This window comes from Rhodothermales bacterium (assembly GCA_041391505.1).
In the GTDB taxonomy this organism is placed as follows: domain Bacteria; phylum Bacteroidota; class Rhodothermia; order Rhodothermales; family JAHQVL01; genus JAWKNW01.
Genome location: JAWKNW010000011.1, coordinates 74,439 through 91,358, shown reverse-complemented (window position 1 = coordinate 91,358; position 16,920 = coordinate 74,439). Strand labels below are relative to the sequence as shown.

Annotated in this window: 14 protein-coding genes; 7 read left to right on the top strand and 7 right to left on the bottom strand. The window is 66.3% G+C overall.

The window, feature by feature from the left end:
• Positions 1-36 precede the first annotated feature (36 nt).
• Positions 37-3,414, bottom strand: a complete 3,378-nt coding sequence (locus R2834_12420) for an aminotransferase class I/II-fold pyridoxal phosphate-dependent enzyme (protein ID MEZ4701132.1) — start codon at positions 3,412-3,414, stop codon at positions 37-39.
• Positions 3,415-3,874: 460 nt separating this feature from the next.
• Between R2834_12420 and R2834_12415 the strand changes: the two genes are divergently transcribed.
• Genes R2834_12415 through R2834_12405 form a run of 3 tightly spaced genes read left to right on the top strand, consistent with a single transcriptional unit; the run spans position 3,875 to position 5,270 of the window.
• On the top strand, positions 3,875-4,471 hold the full coding sequence (locus tag R2834_12415) for a sigma-70 family RNA polymerase sigma factor (protein ID MEZ4701131.1): 597 nt from the start codon (positions 3,875-3,877) through the stop codon (positions 4,469-4,471).
• A complete protein-coding gene (locus R2834_12410; GenBank protein MEZ4701130.1) occupies positions 4,468-4,788 on the top strand; it encodes a hypothetical protein in 321 nt (106 codons plus the stop codon). The genes R2834_12415 and R2834_12410 overlap by 4 nt, the downstream gene beginning before the upstream one ends.
• A gap of 35 nt (positions 4,789-4,823) precedes the next feature.
• Complete coding sequence (locus R2834_12405) at positions 4,824-5,270, top strand: hypothetical protein (protein ID MEZ4701129.1); 447 nt, start codon at positions 4,824-4,826, stop codon at positions 5,268-5,270.
• Between the two features lie 112 nt (positions 5,271-5,382).
• On the opposite strand, the gene R2834_12400 is transcribed toward R2834_12405, so the two are convergent.
• From R2834_12400 to R2834_12375, 6 genes are all read right to left on the bottom strand, one after another.
• On the bottom strand, positions 5,383-6,162 hold the full coding sequence (locus tag R2834_12400) for a TerC family protein (protein ID MEZ4701128.1): 780 nt from the start codon (positions 6,160-6,162) through the stop codon (positions 5,383-5,385).
• A 48-nt stretch (positions 6,163-6,210) separates the two neighbouring features.
• Positions 6,211-7,260 (bottom strand): hypothetical protein, encoded by a 1,050-nt coding sequence (locus R2834_12395; protein ID MEZ4701127.1) that lies wholly within the window; start codon positions 7,258-7,260, stop codon positions 6,211-6,213.
• A gap of 21 nt (positions 7,261-7,281) precedes the next feature.
• The gene (locus R2834_12390; protein MEZ4701126.1) at positions 7,282-7,782 is read right to left on the bottom strand and encodes a hypothetical protein; all 501 of its coding nucleotides are present in this window, start codon (positions 7,780-7,782) and stop codon (positions 7,282-7,284) included.
• 82 nt (positions 7,783-7,864) lie between these two features.
• Positions 7,865-8,608, bottom strand: a complete 744-nt coding sequence (locus R2834_12385; protein MEZ4701125.1) for an RraA family protein — start codon at positions 8,606-8,608, stop codon at positions 7,865-7,867.
• A gap of 43 nt (positions 8,609-8,651) precedes the next feature.
• Entirely contained in the window at positions 8,652-9,635 is a 984-nt protein-coding gene (locus tag R2834_12380) for a glycoside hydrolase family 130 protein (GenBank protein MEZ4701124.1), read from the bottom strand.
• A gap of 83 nt (positions 9,636-9,718) precedes the next feature.
• On the bottom strand, positions 9,719-10,348 hold the full coding sequence (locus R2834_12375) for a hypothetical protein (protein ID MEZ4701123.1): 630 nt from the start codon (positions 10,346-10,348) through the stop codon (positions 9,719-9,721).
• Positions 10,349-10,505: 157 nt separating this feature from the next.
• Between R2834_12375 and R2834_12370 the strand changes: the two genes are divergently transcribed.
• From R2834_12370 to R2834_12355, 4 genes are all read left to right on the top strand, one after another.
• On the top strand, positions 10,506-10,949 hold the full coding sequence (locus tag R2834_12370) for a hypothetical protein (protein ID MEZ4701122.1): 444 nt from the start codon (positions 10,506-10,508) through the stop codon (positions 10,947-10,949).
• A gap of 101 nt (positions 10,950-11,050) precedes the next feature.
• Positions 11,051-12,352 (top strand): TolC family protein, encoded by a 1,302-nt coding sequence (locus R2834_12365; protein ID MEZ4701121.1) that lies wholly within the window; start codon positions 11,051-11,053, stop codon positions 12,350-12,352.
• A gap of 32 nt (positions 12,353-12,384) precedes the next feature.
• Positions 12,385-13,737 (top strand): efflux RND transporter periplasmic adaptor subunit, encoded by a 1,353-nt coding sequence (locus R2834_12360; protein MEZ4701120.1) that lies wholly within the window; start codon positions 12,385-12,387, stop codon positions 13,735-13,737.
• A gap of 32 nt (positions 13,738-13,769) precedes the next feature.
• Positions 13,770-16,919 carry an efflux RND transporter permease subunit gene (locus R2834_12355; GenBank protein ID MEZ4701119.1) on the top strand — a complete coding sequence of 1,050 codons (3,150 nt, stop codon included), beginning with the start codon at positions 13,770-13,772 and terminating at the stop codon, positions 16,917-16,919.
• Position 16,920: the final 1 nt, after the last annotated feature.

The window sequence follows — 16,920 nt, the reverse complement described above, 5'->3', positions numbered from 1 at the left end:
GGCGGTGTGTTTCGAGACCGACGCGGTGCGCGGAGCCTAGCGGGTGGGCTCGACCAGGTCGCCCGGGACGTCGGTGACGTAGCCGTCGCCCGACGCCGGCTCGAGCCGGAGGTAGTCGCGCAGCGCCGCGAAGGCTTCCAGCGTCCGGGCGACATCGTCGTCCGTATGGGCGGCCGTCGACGTCATCCGGAACAGCACCACGCCTTTCGGCACGACCGGGTACGACACGGCGGAAACGAAGATGCCGTACTGGGTACGGAGCAGATGCATCGCTTCGGTGGCCGTCTTTTCGTCGCCGGCGGGGATGTAGACGGGCGTGATCGGGGATTCCGTCTCGCCGACATTGAAGCCGAGCGCCACGAGGCCGTCGCGCAGCGTGTGGGCGATGTGCCACATGTGGGCGCGCCGTTCGTCGCCGTGCTCCACGAGGTCGAGTGCCGCCATGACGGACTCGACATAGACCATCGGCAGGCTTTTCGCGAAGATCTGGGTGCGGGCGTTGTAGCGGATGTAGTCGATCACCCGCTCGTCGCCGGCCGTCACGCCGCCGATGGCCGCGAAGGATTTGGCAAAGGTGCCGAAGTAGAGGTCGATCTGGTCCTGGCAGCCCTGCATCTCGCCGACGCCGGCGCCGGTCTTGCCCATGATCCCGAAGCCGTGCGCGTCGTCGACGAAGAGGCGGGCGCCGTACTGATTCTTGAGGGCGCAGATCTCGTCAAGCCGGCCGATGTCGCCGGTCATCCCGAAGACGCCCTCCGTGACCACGAGCACGCCGCCCTTGCGGGTCTCGTTGGCTTTCTGGAGCTGTTCTTCCAGGCTGTTCATGTCGTTGTGGCGGAACACCCGGAACGGCTTCCCGCTCGAAGCGACCAGCGCGCCGTCGACGATGCAGGCATGCGAGAGGCTGTCGATGATGATCGTGTCGTTGCCGTCGGTGACGGCGTCGATCGTGCCCATCACGCCCATGTAGCCGTAGTTGAACACCATCGAGGCCTCCTTGTGGAGGTAGCGCGCCATCCGGCGTTCCAGCTCCAGGTGCCGCTCGGTGTTGCCGGACAGCATCCGGGAGCCCATCGGCGACCAGATGCCGTGCTGCCGGACGGCCTCCTCGGCGGTCCGCTGGATGGTCTCGTTTCCGATCAGGCCGAGGTAGTTATTGATCGACCAGACGACGACATCCTGGCCCTTGAACCGCATCCGCGGCGCCGGCGTGCCTTCGAGAATCGGCTGGGTGAAGTACTGATCCTTGGCCTGGCGGTACTTGCCGAAGTACCCGCCGTCGGTGTCGCACTTCTCGAACAGGTCCTTCCGCTCGGCCTTTTTGGCCGCCGGCGCGGGCGTGGGGGCCGGCGCGCCGGTGAACTGGTACGACAGCTTGTCGGCCAGTTCGGAGACGGTGAGGTCGTTAAGCGCCTCGTCCATCGGGACGGTGACTTTCAGGTTGCGCTCGATTTCGAGCTTGAGCTCGACGGTGTCGAGCGAGTCGAGACCGAGCACGCTGAGCGACTGCTCGGGGTCGATGCTCGCGAACGGCATCTTGAGCGCCTTGGCGACGAGTTGCTGGAGGAAGAAGGTGACCAGCGTCTTGCGTTCCCCGTGCGGCAGGTTGGCTAGCGCGCCGCGGTCGAGGAAGGCCTCCGACAGGTCGTCCTCCTCCTCGGCGCGGGCTTCGAGGGCGTGCTGGCCAAGCACGTCGAGGGTGCCGGCCAGGTAGCCGCTGCGGGCGGCATGCCGCTGGATCTTGCCGCTCGAGGTCTTGGGCAGGCTTTTGGGTTTGAGCAGGACGATGGCCTGCACCTGCAACTCGTGCACCAGCGAAACCGCCTTGCGGATCGCGCGGGCCACTTCCTCCACGTTGAGGCCGCGCATGTGGGTGCGTTTGACCTCGATGGCCACCGCCAGCTTTTCCTGGCCGTCGGCGGTGATCGAAAACGCCGCCGCGGCGCCGTGTTCGAGCGCGGCGTGGGATTCCTCGATCGTCTTTTCGATATCCTGCGGGTAGTGGTTGCGGCCCCGGATGATGATGAGATCCTTCAGCCGGCCCGTCACGTACAGGTGGCCGGCCTGGACGAAGCCGAGGTCGCCGGTCCGCATGTACGACACGCCCGGCGTCTCGGCGAGCGTGGCCCGGAACGTCCGCTCCGACTCCTCCTGCCGCTTCCAGTAGCCCTGTGCCATGCTGGGGCCGGAGACCCAGATCTCGCCCACGGCGCCGTCCGGCCGGCGGACGCCCGTGTCGGGGTCGACGATCTGGACGGTCTGGTCCAGCCAGGTCTGGCCGCAGCTCACGAGCGTGCGCTCGTCGTCCACCTTGCCTTTCGCCAGGATGACCTTGTTCTGCTCGAGCGCGGTGCCGCGCACGTTGAGGAGGTGGACGGGCGAATGATGGGGATTGCCGGCGACAAACAGCGTGGCCTCGGCGAGCCCGTAGCAGGGCGAAAAGCCCGTGGCGGCGAAACCGTAGGGCTCGAACGTCTGGATGAATCGATCCAGGGTGTCGGAGGCTACCGGCTCGGCGCCGTTGTAGGCCGTCACCCAGCTGCTGAGGTCGAGACCGGCGCGGTGCTCCGGCGCGATCTTGCGTGCGCAGAGGTCATACGCGAAGTTCGGGCCGCCGCTGATTGTCGCGCGGTACCGGGAGATGGCCTCGAGCCAGCGGACGGGTTTCTGGAGGAAGGCGACCGGCGCCATGAAATAACACGGATAACCCAGGTACAGCGGGTTGAGGATATTGCCGATCAAGCCCATGTCGTGGTAGAGCGGCAGCCAGCCCACGACCACCGAGTCGCCGCTGGTGCCGAAGGCGGCTTCCATCTGGCGCTCGTTGTGGAGGAGGTTGCCGTGGCTCACCATCACACCCTTCGGCGTGCCCGTAGAACCCGACGTGTATTGCAGGAATGCGATCGTGTTCGCGTCGACCCCCGGATCGGTCCAGGCCTCGGCGAGCTCCAGGCCGATGGTGTCGGTGGAAATCACCGTCATGTCCTTCAGGGCCTCATCCTCCGCGAAACGCGCCGCGATGTCGCCCACGATCAGGTCGTTCGTAAGCGTGATGCGCGCGTCGGCATCGCCCACGATACCCTCAATGCGGCTCATCGACCGGTTGCGCCGCGGCGGATACGCCGGCACGGCGATGGCGCCCGCATACAGGCAGCCGAAAAACGCCGCGATATAGTCCAGACCGGCCGGGTAAAGCAGCAGGACGCGCTCGCCGGCGGCGTTCAGCTGCTGCAGCCGGGCCGCGATGCTCCGCACGCGCCGGTCGAGCTCGGCATAGGTATACCGGTCCCCCTCGATTTCCCCATCGATCAGGAAGGTATAGGCCAGACGGTCGGGCTGATGAAGCGCTCGCCAGCGCAGGATGTCGACAAGGCTGGACGGATTCAGGGCGTTAAGGTCTGTACGATCGATCATAGAATGTGTCGGATCACCAGGAAAAAACGGAGAACGCAGCGCGGAATCGTAGGGTTGCTACGCGTGTGGGGCATGGGTGCCGGCGGCGATCGGGCGCATCTTCCGTACTACGCGTACCGTACACCCCTGCGCGGATCGCCTGCGGTCGGGTGTGGTGCGGAAAGGCGGCCTCCCGGCATATGTTCTTCAGGAATGGACCCTAAAATAGGCGAAACGTAGCAATAATGAATGCGGGGTAGCCCGCTTGCGCCAATATTAGCGGAAGATTTAAGGTAGAGCGCCCTGGATAAGTCATTGAAAATCATGAAAATGCGAGATGACGCGGAGCCCCCGCGTGACGCCCGTCGAGGCCCGTTGGGAGGCGCGGCGAAAGCGCCGGCCGGCCCCTCCGAATTGGCCTCTCACGGTTTTTTTTCGGGGTCCGCTAACTTTTCGTCCTCGGGCCGACTCTTGTTGGTAGTTGGATGTAAGAGAGCCTGAGGATCGGATGGGCGCGAGCCGGCAAGAAACTCCGGATGAGGTGCTGGTCGTCGCGGCGATCCTGGGCGACCTGGAAGCCTTCGACGAACTCGCCTTCCGGTACCGGCCGGCGGTGCTGCGGCTGGCCGACGACATCGTCGGGCCGGCGTTCGCCGAAGACATCGCGCAGGATGCGTTGCTGCTCGCCTTCCGGGCGCTGCCCTCGATCGACGATCCATCCCGTTTCGGCGGCTGGCTCCGCGCGATCGCCCGAAACCGGGCCTTCCGGTTTCGACGGCAGTCGGGGCAACGCGCCGGGCAGCGAGTCGAACTCGACCTGTTTCTGCTCGACCAGCTCGGCGTCTTCGTCGCCCCGCGGCCGGTGCTCGACGAAGACCGCGAACAGCTTCGCCGCGCCTTGCGCGACGTGCCGGCGGAATACGCCGAGACGCTCCGGTTGCGTTACCTCGACGACATGCCGATCAAACGCATCGCCGCGTTTCTCGACATCCCGCTTTCAACCGTTAAATGGCGCGTGCACCGGGGCCGGACCCTGCTCCGGGACGCGCTCGACCGACTCGACCCAGACCTGTCATGACCGACCCGTTAGATCGCCTCGCCCGCGTCCTCGCGCAACTGGTAAGCGACGCCGGCTTCGCCCTGCTCTGCGACGCCGACGACGCCGTCCAGCATCATTGCGTCCGGCAGTATAACCAGGTGCTCGCGCAAGTCCGCAAGCTGGAGCCGGATCTGACCGCCGGCTTCGCCCCGCTCGACCTTTCCGCCGGCGCTGGCGTCGTCCGCATGCGTGGCCGCGATCTCCTCGTGCAGCTCAGCTCGACCCGCTCGTCGGACTGGCTCGGCGCCTGGCTCGACCGGATCTTCTCGCCGGGCGACCGTCTCGTCTGCTGCTGATCCACATCCCCTTCTCCTTCATTCGGTATAACGACATGGAACGTGCGCAAGAGATCGCCAAACTGGTCAACGTGCTGCGTCGCACCGCGCGGATGGCGCAACAGGCGGCCTGGGCCGGCGGCGATGCGGACAGCGTCGCCTTCTGCATCAAACAGCACAACAAGGTGCTGGAGCGGCTCACCGAACTGGACGAAGCGGCGGCCGGCGTGTTCGAGCCCCTCGGCGACGACGCCAACCTGACGGTGGTGGCGATGGCGTGCCGGCAGCTCGCCGCGTTTTACGAGGATGAGGTGTCTCACGGCTCCAAATGGGAGCGCATCTACGGGGCCGCGTTCGATACCGGCTCGTTCAAGGAGTTCTGGCGCCAGTCCGCCAAGGACATCGAAGACTTCGGGGAATTCATCCGTGAAAACCTCGACGCCTGGGCGGCGATGCGCAAGAAAGGCGAGGGCAAGGAGGAGAAGAAGGAAGGGGAGGCTTGATGGGTGTGGGAGTTTGGGAGCCTGGGGGTATGAGGATACGGTTTGACTTCCAGGCAGTGCTTTTCCAGAACGCCACTTTTTCGGGGCAAGCTCAAGCTCACCCACACTCCTACTACCGATCCCCTTCTGAAACGTCCGCGCTCCCGTGGCGCACGTAGGGTTCGCGCAGCCTGACGGGTTCCACCGCCGGCTTCTTCTTGCGCACACGCAGATTGATCATTTCCACGAAGACCGAGAAGCCCATCGCGGTGTAGATGTAGCCTTTGGGCACGTGGTGGTCCAGTCCGTCCGCGATCAGGGTGAAGCCGATGAGAAGCAGGAACGAGAGCGCCAGGATCTTGATGGTCGGCCGGCGCTCGACGAAGTCGCCGATGCGCTTCGCAAACAGCATCATGAAGCCCACGGCGATGACGACGGCCGTCACCATGATCCCGACCTCGCTCACCATGCCGACGGCCGTGATGACGGAATCCAGCGAAAAGACCACGTCGAGCAGCATGATCTGGATGATCACGCTCTGAAACGAAGGGGCCCGGGCCACCGACAGCTCGGCCTCGTCGCCTTCCAGCTTCTGGTGGATCTCGTGCGTGCTCTTCGCGATCAGGAAAAAGCCGCCCACGATGAGGATGAAGTCGCGCCCGGAAATTTCATTGCCGAGCACGGTGAACCAGGGGGCCGTCAGCTGGATCACCCAGGCCAGCGAAAACAGGAGCGCGAGGCGAGAAATCATCGCCAGCCCGAGGCCGACGAGTCGCGCCCGGTTGCGCTGATCCGGCGGCAGCTTGCCGGCCAGGATCGAGATGAAGATGATGTTGTCGATCCCGAGCACGAGCTCGAGCGCGGTCAACGTGACGAGCGCGATCCACGCCTCGGGAGAGGAAAGCCATTCCATGGGAACGAGGTACGGGGAAGATGGAGAGGGGAGCCGGACGGTGCGCCGTCAGTTGGGGAAATCGATGCGGACGACGCGGCCCTGCATGCCGGCCGCCCAGCCTTCGCCGGATGGGGCGAAGCCGACGGTCCAGTAATTCAGGGAGTCGAGCAGCGTCCACGTGTGGGCGAGGTCGAGCGTAACGGCCAGCCCCTTCGGGCCGGCGGCGACGAGCGTGGGGGTGGGTCTGCCCGGGGCGAAGGCGATGCCGTAGATCGCGCCGGCAAACGGAGGCGGGGTGGCGAGGTTCCAGGTGTCGCCGCCGTCGGTCGTGACGGCGATGTTCTTCTGGGAGGCATCCGGCGCGGCCATGTCGCCGCCGGCGGCTACCCCCTGGCGGCCGTCCAGCAGTTCGACGGAGGCCAGCCCGGCGGCCGGCGAATCGTGGACGACGGGGGTCTCGGTGATGCGCCACGTCTTGCCGCGGTCGTCGGTGCGCAGGACGCGCGCCGCGCCGCCGGCGCCCGTGCCGATGATCGCCGCCTGGTCGCCGACCGTGCGGACGCACGTGCCGCTGGCCGCGAAGCTGCCCTCGCCGGGCAGGGCGCCGGGCAGGCTCGACGGCGGAATCCGTCGCCAGGTCTCACCGTCGTCGGTCACGATCAGGTAAAATTCCCCCTCGATGGAGTCGCTGAAGGCGATGCCGTGTTGGGCATCCCAGAAATCCATGCAGTCCAGAAAGCCGGCGGGTTCGGGGTTGGTGAACTGCAACTTCCAGGTGGCGCCGCCATCCGTCGTCTTGTAGATGCGGGAGTCGTCGCCGTTGCCGATGCTGAGGAGGTACGCCGTCTGCGCGTCCACGCCGTGGACGTCACGAAACTGGAGGGAATCGGCGCCGGGCACAACGCCCGTCTGCCAGGTGGCGCCGCCGTCCGTCGTTCGGGCGAAGGTGCCGCCCGTTCCGCTGAGCCACACGACGCGGTCGGATACGGGGCTGAGGCCGATGAAGAGCGCGCTGGCGCCGCTGGGTTGGGGTGTCGTGGTGGGCAATACCGGGGGCGTGGTGCAGGCGGCACAGAGCGCGCCAAACGCCACGCAGGCAAGCAGAATGCGGGACATGGGACAACCGAATGCTGAACGTCAGTCCAGAATATACGGCGCGAGCATGTCTTCCACTTCGCGGACGGATTTTTTGGAGACGAGGACCCGGTTGAACCCGATCGGTTCGATGCGGAGGAAGACGACGTCCCCCGACTGATAGATCGCGAATTCGCGCGTCGCCGGCAGCAGGTCGTCAGCCTCGGGGATCTCGCCGGCGCCCACGACCAGCTCGTACGCCTCCGGATGATAGCGGTACCGGAGGTGCTGATAGAGGATCGTGATCGGATTAAACGCCGGCCGCAACTCCTGCGTGACGTACTGGTGGAGCCGGGCGATGCCGCGGCGGTCCAGCCGGTGGTTTGCATCGGCGCCCTTGATGACCATGGCGCGGCCGTAGCTCTCCGGGCGCGCCAGAAACACGGGGCCCCGGTTCCAGAAAGGAATCACGACGAGCGAAAAGAGGACGAAAGCCGCCAGGTAACGCAGGACGCTCTCCTTCAGGTTGTGCGTCCGCGGGTAATAGGTCGTCGTGCTGCGCATGTCGGGCAATAAACGGATCCGTGCTGTCGAAGGATCGCTCCGGCGCAAGCACGGTGCCAGTTCCGCTATGCCCGTCTATCGGTCACCATTCGCCCTTCTTGCCGAAGGCTTCCTTGGCCGCCGCCTGAAAGGCTTTCCGCCCGGCGTCCATCTGTGCCAGGATCTCGTCGGTGGATTTGCCCGCGACATCCCGCGCGGCGGGGATGACCGTGTTGCACTCGTTGCGATCCATGAAGACGGCGGCCTCGAGCAGCCGCGCCTCGTCTTCCGCCGGCACGGCGAGGAAGCCGTGTTTGTCGGCATGGATGAGCTGGCCGGGTTTGATTTTGCGGCCGAAGACCTCCACCTCGCAGTTCCAGCGGACCGGGTAGGCGTGCGCGTGCCCCACGCACAGCCGGCGGGCGATGGCCTTGAAGCCGGCGTTGGTCATCTCGTCGATGTCCCGGATCGCGCCGTCCGTGATCGTCCCGACGCACCCGAGCGCCCGGTGGGTGTTGGCGTTGACCTCGCCCCACATGGAGCCGGCGATGTGGGGCGACTCGAGGTCCTGCACCACGATGATCTTGGGACCGGGCGCATAGGCCACATACCGCCGGTAGGCGTCCAGATTGCCGGGGTTCTCCCGCTTGTGCGCGGCGTTGCTCGGTTCGATGACGAGCGTCACCGCGTAACCGACCATGGGCCCCATCTGCGGCATGAAGTCGGTCACGGGGTCGAGATTAAACGCATCCGCGGCGGGATCGTGGCGGGTGATCTGCTCCCAGCCGTTGTAGATGGTGGGGGTGTTCCAGCGTTTGAGCTGGAGGAGTTCGGCGTGGGATAACATGGGGTTGTCGATCTGGGAGGTTGCGGATGCTGCGCTGCGAAATCTACCGGGATACCCTGGCGGTGGCGACGCCGATCCCGGAGTCGCCCATCCCGTAATAGAGAAACCAGGTGCCGTTCTTTTCGACGAGCCCTTCGGCGAAGACGACGTTGGCGATCTGCCCGGATTTTTCGAGTTCGTTGGTGACTTCCAGGAAGGGCGCGTCCGTCCGGTCGATCAGCACGGCGGGGTTGCGGGGATCGAAGAGCGCCTGGCCGGCGGCGTACTGCAGGTTTTCGTCGGCGCTGTTGTAGATGAGGAGGATGCCGTCGTCCGTCAGCAGGGGCGGCGGGCCGGGCTCGACGAGCCGGCTGTCGAACATCCCGGGCCGGGGTTTGATGGCCGGCTCCTCGACCACGGTCCAGTGCAGGAGGTCGGTCGAGTGCGCCGCCCAGATGTTGGTGTCGCCGAAATACATCCAGTAGGTGCCGTCGATGGGCTCGGGCAGGATGGCGCCGGACTTCGTCCAGCCGCGTTCCGGGAAGAGGGGACCGTGTTTCGTCCAGGTGTGGAGGTCGGTCGATGTCGCCATCCCCAGCCGGGCGGTTTCCCCGTCGTAGCCGGTGTAGGTGAGGTAATAGGTGCCGTCGATATGCACGATGCGCGGATCCTCGGTGCCGCCCGGCAGCTCCCACGGGTCCGACGGCTCGAAGATCGGATCGGGCTCGCGGTCGAACCGGATGCCGTCCGTGCTGGTGCCCAGGCCGATGCGTGAGGTGCCGTTCCAGATCCCGACGCCGGAGGAGTCTTCAGCCCGGTAGATGAGATAGATGGTTTCGCCGTCGGTCCAGGCCGCCGGGTTGAAGATGTCCTTGGCCTCCCAGGTGTCGCCCTGCGGGGTGAGGATCGGGTTGCCGGCGTATTTCTCGAAGGGGCCGAGCGTCCAGGAGTCGGCCCCTGAATCGACCTGTGAATCGGCCGGCGCATCGGGCGATGCGCAGCCGGCGGCGAGGCCCAGGAATACCAGAATGGGGATGTATTTCGACATGGGAAGCTAGCTCTTTTGAGGATGCGCTCGGGGGTGAACGGGGTCGAGACGCGTCCCGATATTACCAGCGCCCGGCCACAACGTCAACCGATATGGATGTCCATCTTCGCGCCGAGCCGGCCGAGCAGCGCCATATACCAGGCCAGCGCGTCCTCCGTCTGGGTGGCCAGCGACGCGGCGCCCCAGATCACGGTGAGGGTTCTGACGGTGCCGGCGTCGGTTTTCGTGCGCTGGGCGTCCTTGACCGGATTGGCGCACGGGCCGGCCGCGTCGTGGACGCACAGCAGGCCTTCGACGTTGATTTCCTGCCCCGAGGCGTTGAATACATAGATCTGGCCGGCCTCGCCCGGCCCGATCCGGAACGGCGCGCTGGCCTTGCCCAGATCGATCACGCTGATCGGCAGCCCGCTGTGGAGCGACACGGCATTGCAGACATCCACGGCCACGTTGATCGGCTGCAGGGTGTCTTCCTCTGCGGCCTTGAGCAGGTACTCGGAAGCCGGTTTGCCGCGTCCCGTCGGCTTGTACCCCCGGTGCCGCAGCAGGTCGCGCACGCGGGCGCGGACGTCTTCCGAACGGGAGATAGGCGCCGGGGCCTCCAGCTTGAGCAAGTCGGCGAGCCAGCCTTGCCGCTCGAAGGCGCCGAGGTCTTGCGGCCACTCGGTCGAAAAGACGGCCGGGTGGAGATCGGGGTAGGGGTCTATCGTTACCATAGGCGCGCGGGTTCTGCAGGGGGCCATGCGTAAAAGTTCGGGATGGAGGAGGCGGGATGCAATACGGGGATACGGGATGCGGGAAACCGGATGCCGCCGGAACCTCAATTGGGCCGACCGGTAACACATCACACGATCCATCCAGATACCTGCCTCCATGCCGGCTCCACGGCACGCATACCGCCTGTCCACGCGTCTCATCGCGCTGATCCTGCTCGGCGCGAGCCTGCTCCCTTCGGTCCAGCATGTCTGCCGGATGACGGAGATGGCGTCCGTCGCCTCGTGCTGCCCGGAAGACGCGGTGGACGCCCACGCGGCGCATCGGGGGCACACCGGCGCGCCTGACACGCCGCCCGCTACCGACCCGCCCTGTTCCGGGCCCACCGATCCGTGCTGCGCCATGCAGGCCGCGGATTCGTCGACGTTCCGGCTGGTGGGCGACGCCGCAGGCCGCGTCGCTCATGCCGGCGTGCTGCCGCCGGCGCTCGATGTCCTTCCTGCCGCGAGCCGCATCTCCCGAGCCCTGAACTGGTTCGATTCCGGTCCGCCGCTACCGCCATCCCGGCCACTCCACCTCCTGTATTCGCTCTTCCTGAATTGAAGGAGTCCGCGAGTTGATGGTTCACTCCGGACGCGCCGTGCCTGGGTTGCACGCCGCGCCTGTCCGGTGTTCGCGCTGAATCGCTTCTATTCCGTTGAGTCATGTCCTTATTTCTCCGAACGCTCCGGGGGCTCCTGCTCCTGTGGACGCTGCTGGCCGTCCCTCGACTGGCGGCGCAGGACCGTGCAGCGGAGCCGCTGCCGCTGGATCTGGCAACGATACAGGCCGCCGTACGGGCCGGCAACCCCGCGCTCGAAGCGAGTCGCCTCGAGGTCGACGCCCTCCGCGCGCGCCGCGATCAGGTCGCCACGATGCCCGATCCGCGGGTGATGGTCACCTACCTGCCCGCCCCAATCTACACCGCCGTCGGCGCCCAGCGCAGCCAGTGGCGCATCGAGCAGGCTGTCCCTTATGCCGGCACCCTCGGGCTGCGGAGCGACGTCGCGATGCTGAGCGCCGACGTGGCGCGCCATGAGGCGGAGGCCTACGGGCTCGATCTGGTGCTGGAGGCGACGAAGGCCTTCCTGACGCTGGATCGTGTCGCGCGAATGCGGGGCGTGATCGCCGCGTTTCGCGATCGGTTGACGGATTTCGAGGCCGCCGCGGCCTCGCAGTACGAGGTCGGCGCCGGCTCGCAACAGGCCATCCTCAAGCTGCAGCTCGAACGGAACAGCCTCGATCAGCGCGAACTGGTGCTGGAGCGGGAGTGGCGCACCGCGCACGCCCTCCTGGAGCGACTGACCAACCGCTCCGTGGCCACCGAGGGTCAGCCTGTGTCGGGGTATGACGGCGTGGCGTTGCCTGGACTTCCGGTGGATTCGCTCGAGACCCTGGCTCGGCGGCTGCGCCCGGAGGTGCAGGCGCTCGACCTGGCGGAAGCCCGCGCGGAGGCGCAGGTTGCGCTCGCGCGCAAGGCGGCGCTTCCTGAACTGGGGGTGAACGTCACGTACTTCGACCTCGCGCCGGCGAATCGTCCTCCCGGCGCTCCGGGGCGCGATGCGCTGGCACTCGGCGTCTCCCTCAGCGTGCCGCTGCACCGGGATCGCGTGCGTGCGCAGGAGACGGAAGCCCGGTTGCGCGGCGATCAGGTCCGCGCCCGCCAGGAAGCGCTCGCTTCCGCCATCTCGACCCAGCTGACCGACGCGTGGCATCAGGTACGCCTCGAATCCGAGCAGGTCGCGTTGCTGCGCGACGCCCTCATCCCCCGGGCGGAGACAACGCGGCAGGCAGCCCTCAGCGCCTATGCGACCGGTGCGGCGCCGTTCCTCGATCTCCTCGATGCGGAGCGCATGCTGTTCTCCCTCGACCTCGCCCTCGAAGAGGCGCGCTACCGCTACCTCAATGCCCACGCCGCCCTGGAGCGCGCGCTGGGCGTGTCGTCGCTGAACGACACGATTCGATAACCGACATCATGGACCCTTTATCCAAACCGAAGATGACGACTCCGATGCGCATCGCCGGCATCCTGCTCCTCCTGGCGCTCGTGGGCGCCGGCGGGTATTTCGCCGGCAGGCACGGCCAGCACGACGAGATGGCCACGCCCGCGGACGCCGCGCCGGCGGGCAAGATCGCCTACTGGCGGGCCCCGATGGATCCGACCGAGATCTACGACGCACCCGGCAAATCGAGGATGGGGATGGATCTGATACCCGTCTATGAGGACGAGGCGGATACGGCGTCGAAAACGACCGTGTCGATCGATCCCTCCGTCGTCCAGAACATGGGCGTGCGCACGGCGCGCGTCGAGCGCACCGATTTCTCCCGCATGATCCGCACCGTCGGCGAGGTGCAATACGACGAGGAGCGCCTGTATCAGGTGAGCGCCCGCATCTCCGGCTGGATCGAGACGCTGCACGTCAACTACGTCGGCGATCAGGTGCGGCAGGGGAGTCCGCTGCTGGATATCTATTCCCCCGAACTCGTCGCGACCCAGCAGGAATTCGTCCTGGCGCTCGCGAACGCCCGCCGTCTGGCCGCGCAGCCTGCCGCCTCGATGAAGGAGGATGCCGAGCGCCTGCTCTCCTCCGCGCGCAAGCGCCTCGCGTACTGGGACATCCCGGCCGACGAGATCGAGCGGCTGGAGCAGACGGGCGAGGTGCGCAAGACAATCACCCTGCGCGCGCCGGCGACGGGGGTCGTCATCCAGAAGGATGTCGTCGACGGCGCCCACATCAAGGCCGGCGACAACCTGGTCCAGATCGCCGACCTGCGCACGGTGTGGGTGCACGCCAGCTTCTATGAAAACGAGGTGCCCTGGATCGAGGAAGGGCAGCCGGTCGAGATGGAGCTGTCCTACCTGCCGGGCAAGACCTACAGCGGCCGGCTCGCCTACGTGTATCCGTACCTGCGGGAAAAGGCGCGCGACGTCCACGTCCGGATCGTCGTGTCCAACCCCGACCTCGAGCTCAAGCCCGGGATGTACACCAACGTGCAGGTCCAGGGCGCCCCGATCCAGGACGCACTCGTGATACCGACCGAGGCCGTGATCCGGTCGGGCGAGCGTTCGCTGGTGTTCGTCGTGCGCGCACCGGGCTCGTTCGAGCCCCGCGAAGTGCGCATCGGCGAGGAGGGCGGGCCGAACAACGCCTTCGTTCGGGTGCTTGACGGGCTCGAGGTCGGCGAGGAGATCGTCGTCTCCGCCCAGTTCATGCTCGACTCCGAGAGCCGCCTGCAGGAAGCGCTCCAGAAAATGCGGGAGGTCTCGAATGCGCCCGCCGACATGAACCACGACCATCCGATGGACATGCCCGAGGCCGCTCCGCCGGCCCCGGCGGAGCACCACCACTGATACGCAGCACGCGCATGGATGCGTGAAATCACATGCTAGAACGCATTATTGAAGCCAGCGTGCGCCATCGCTTCCTGGTGGTGCTCTTTACGGCGATCGCCGCGGCGGCCGGCGTCTATACGATGCTGCGAACGCCTGTCGATGCCATCCCGGACCTGAGCGACGTCCAGGTGATCCTCTTCACCGAATACGCCGGCCAGGCGCCAGAGGTGGTGGAAGATCAGGTGACCTACCCGCTGACGACGGCCATGCTCGCGGTGCCGCACGCCAAAACCGTCCGCGGCTACTCGTTTTTCGGGTATTCGTTCGTCTATGTCATCTTCGAAGACGGCACCGACCTCTACTGGGCGCGCAGCCGGGTGCTGGAGTACCTGAACTACGTGTCGAAGCGCCTGCCCCCGGGCATCACGCCCACCCTCGGGCCGGACGCCACCGGCGTGGGCTGGGTGTACGAATACGTGCTCGACGGCGGCGACCGGTACGACCTCCAGCAGCTTCGTTCGGTGCAGGACTGGTTCCTCCGCTATGAACTCACCAGCGTGCCCGGCGTCTCGGAGGTGGCGAGCATCGGCGGGTTCGTGAAGCAGTACCAGGTGGAGGTTGACCCCAATCGCCTCATCGCCTACAACATCCCGCTCTCGAAGGTGCGGACCGCGCTCCAGCGTAGCAACAGCGACGTGGGCGGCCGGCTCATCGAGATGGGGGAGACCGAATTTATGGTGCGCGGGCTCGGCTACATCGAGTCGATCGAGGACATCGAGAACGTCGCGGTGGGGGTCGATGAAAACGGGACACCGATCCTGATCCGCAACATCGCGCACGTGCATGCCGGCCCCGAGCTGCGGCGCGGTGTGCTCGACTGGAACGGCGAGGGCGAGGTGGTCGGCGGGATCGTCGTGATGCGGTACGGCGCCAACGCGCTGGAGACGATCAACGCGGTAAAAACAAAGCTGGCCGACCTGCAGGCCGGCCTGCCCGAAGGCGTTACGATCAAGACCGCCTACGACCGCTCCGGCCTCATCGAACGCGCCATCGACAACCTCAAACGCACGCTCATCGAGGAGAGCCTGATCGTCGCGCTGGTGACGATCCTCTTCCTGCTTCACGTGCGCAGCGCGCTGGTTGCCGTCTTCACGCTGCCGATGGGCATCCTGCTCGCGTTTCTCGCGATGAGCGCGCAGGGGCTGAACGCCAACATCATGTCGCTGAGCGGGATCGCGATTGCCATCGGTGCGATGGTCGACGCCGCGATCGTGATGATCGAAAACGCGCATAAACATCTGGAGCGCGACGCCGGCAAAAAGGAGCACTGGCAGATCGTACTCGACGCGTCGAAGGAGGTGGGGCCGGCGCTGTTTTTTTCGCTGCTCATCATCACCCTCTCGTTTCTGCCGGTTTTCACGCTCCAGGCGCAGGAGGGCCGGCTGTTCAAGGCGCTCGCGTATACCAAAACCTACGCCATGGCCGCCTCGGCGCTGCTGGCGATCACCATCGTGCCGATCCTCATCGGCTATTTCATCCGGGGCCGTATCCTGCCTGAGGCGCGCAATCCGATCAGCCGGTTCCTCATCGCCGGGTACCGCCCCATGATCCATGGCGTCCTCCGCTTTCGCTGGGCGACGATCGGCGTCGCGCTCCTCGCGCTCGCAGCGACGGCGTACCCGCTCTCCCGGCTCGGCTCCGAGTTCATGCCGCCGCTCAACGAGGGCGATCTCCTGTACATGCCGACGACAGACCCCGGGATCAGCATCACCAAGGCCAAGGAACTGCTGCAACAGACCAACAAGATCATCCGCCAGTTTCCCGAGGTGCAGCATGTGCTCGGCAAGGTCGGACGCGCCGAGACGGCTACCGACCCGGCGCCGCTTTCGATGATGGAGACCACGATCACGCTCCGCCCGCCGGATGCCTGGCGCCCGGGGATGACGATCGAAAAACTGGTGGATGAACTCGACGCCGCCATCGCCTTCCCGGGGCTCACCAACGCCTGGACGATGCCCATCCGCACCCGGATCGATATGCTGTCGACCGGCATAAAGACCCCGGTGGGGATCAAGGTGATGGGGCCGGACCTCGACGTGTTGTCCGTCGTGGCGCAGCGCGTCGCCGGCGCCGTCGAATCCGTCCCGGGGACGGTGAGCGCCTTTCCGGACAAGACCGTCGGCGGCAACTACCTCGACTACCGCATCAAGCGCGAAGAGGCCGCGCGCTACGGGCTGACGGTCGGCGATGTGCAGGACGTCATCATGTCCGCCATCGGCGGCATGAACGTGACGCAGACCGTCGAGGGCCTCGAGCGCTACCCGATCAACCTGCGCTACAGCCGCGAACTGCGCGACAACCTGCCGGCGCTCCAGCGCGTCCTCATCCCCACGCCGACCGGCGCCCAGATCCCGCTCAGCTACGTGGCCGCGTTCGACATCGTGAAGGGCCCGCCGGTCGTCAAGAGCGAAAATGCCCGCAAAACCGCCTGGGTGTATGTCGACACCCGCGACGCCGACATCGGCACGTTCGTGCGGCTGGCGCGCGAAACCGTCGAGCGCGAGGTGGCGCTGCCGGAAGGCTACAGCCTGGTCTGGAGCGGGCAGTACGAGTACATGGAGCGGGCGCGGGAGCGGCTGCGGATCGTCGTCCCGCTGACCCTCGTCATCATCTTCGTGCTGCTCTACCTGAGCTTCAAGAACGTCACCGAAAGCCTGATCGTCATGCTGTCGCTGCCGTTCGCGACGGTCGGCGGGTTCTGGCTCGTCTATCTGCTCGGGTACAACCTCAGCGTGGCTGTCGGCGTCGGCTTCATCGCTCTAGCCGGCGTGGCGGCCGAAACCGGCGTCATCATGCTCATCTACCTGGATCACGCCTGGCGCGACCGGGTGGCCCGCGGCGCCATGCGATCGCCGGCGGATCTGTACGAAGCCGTGGTAAACGGCGCCGTCGAGCGGGTGCGGCCGAAGATGATGACGGTCGTGTCCACGATGGCCGGCCTCATCCCGATCATGTGGGGCGCCGGCACCGGGTCCGACGTGATGAAGCGCATCGCCGCCCCGATGATCGGGGGGATGGTCTCGTCGACCGTGTTGACGCTGCTGGTGATCCCTGCCATCTATTACATCTGGAAACGCCGGTCCCTGCCGGCCCGCGCGGATGCCGAGGAGGCCGCATCCGCATCTTCTCCACCCCGATAGC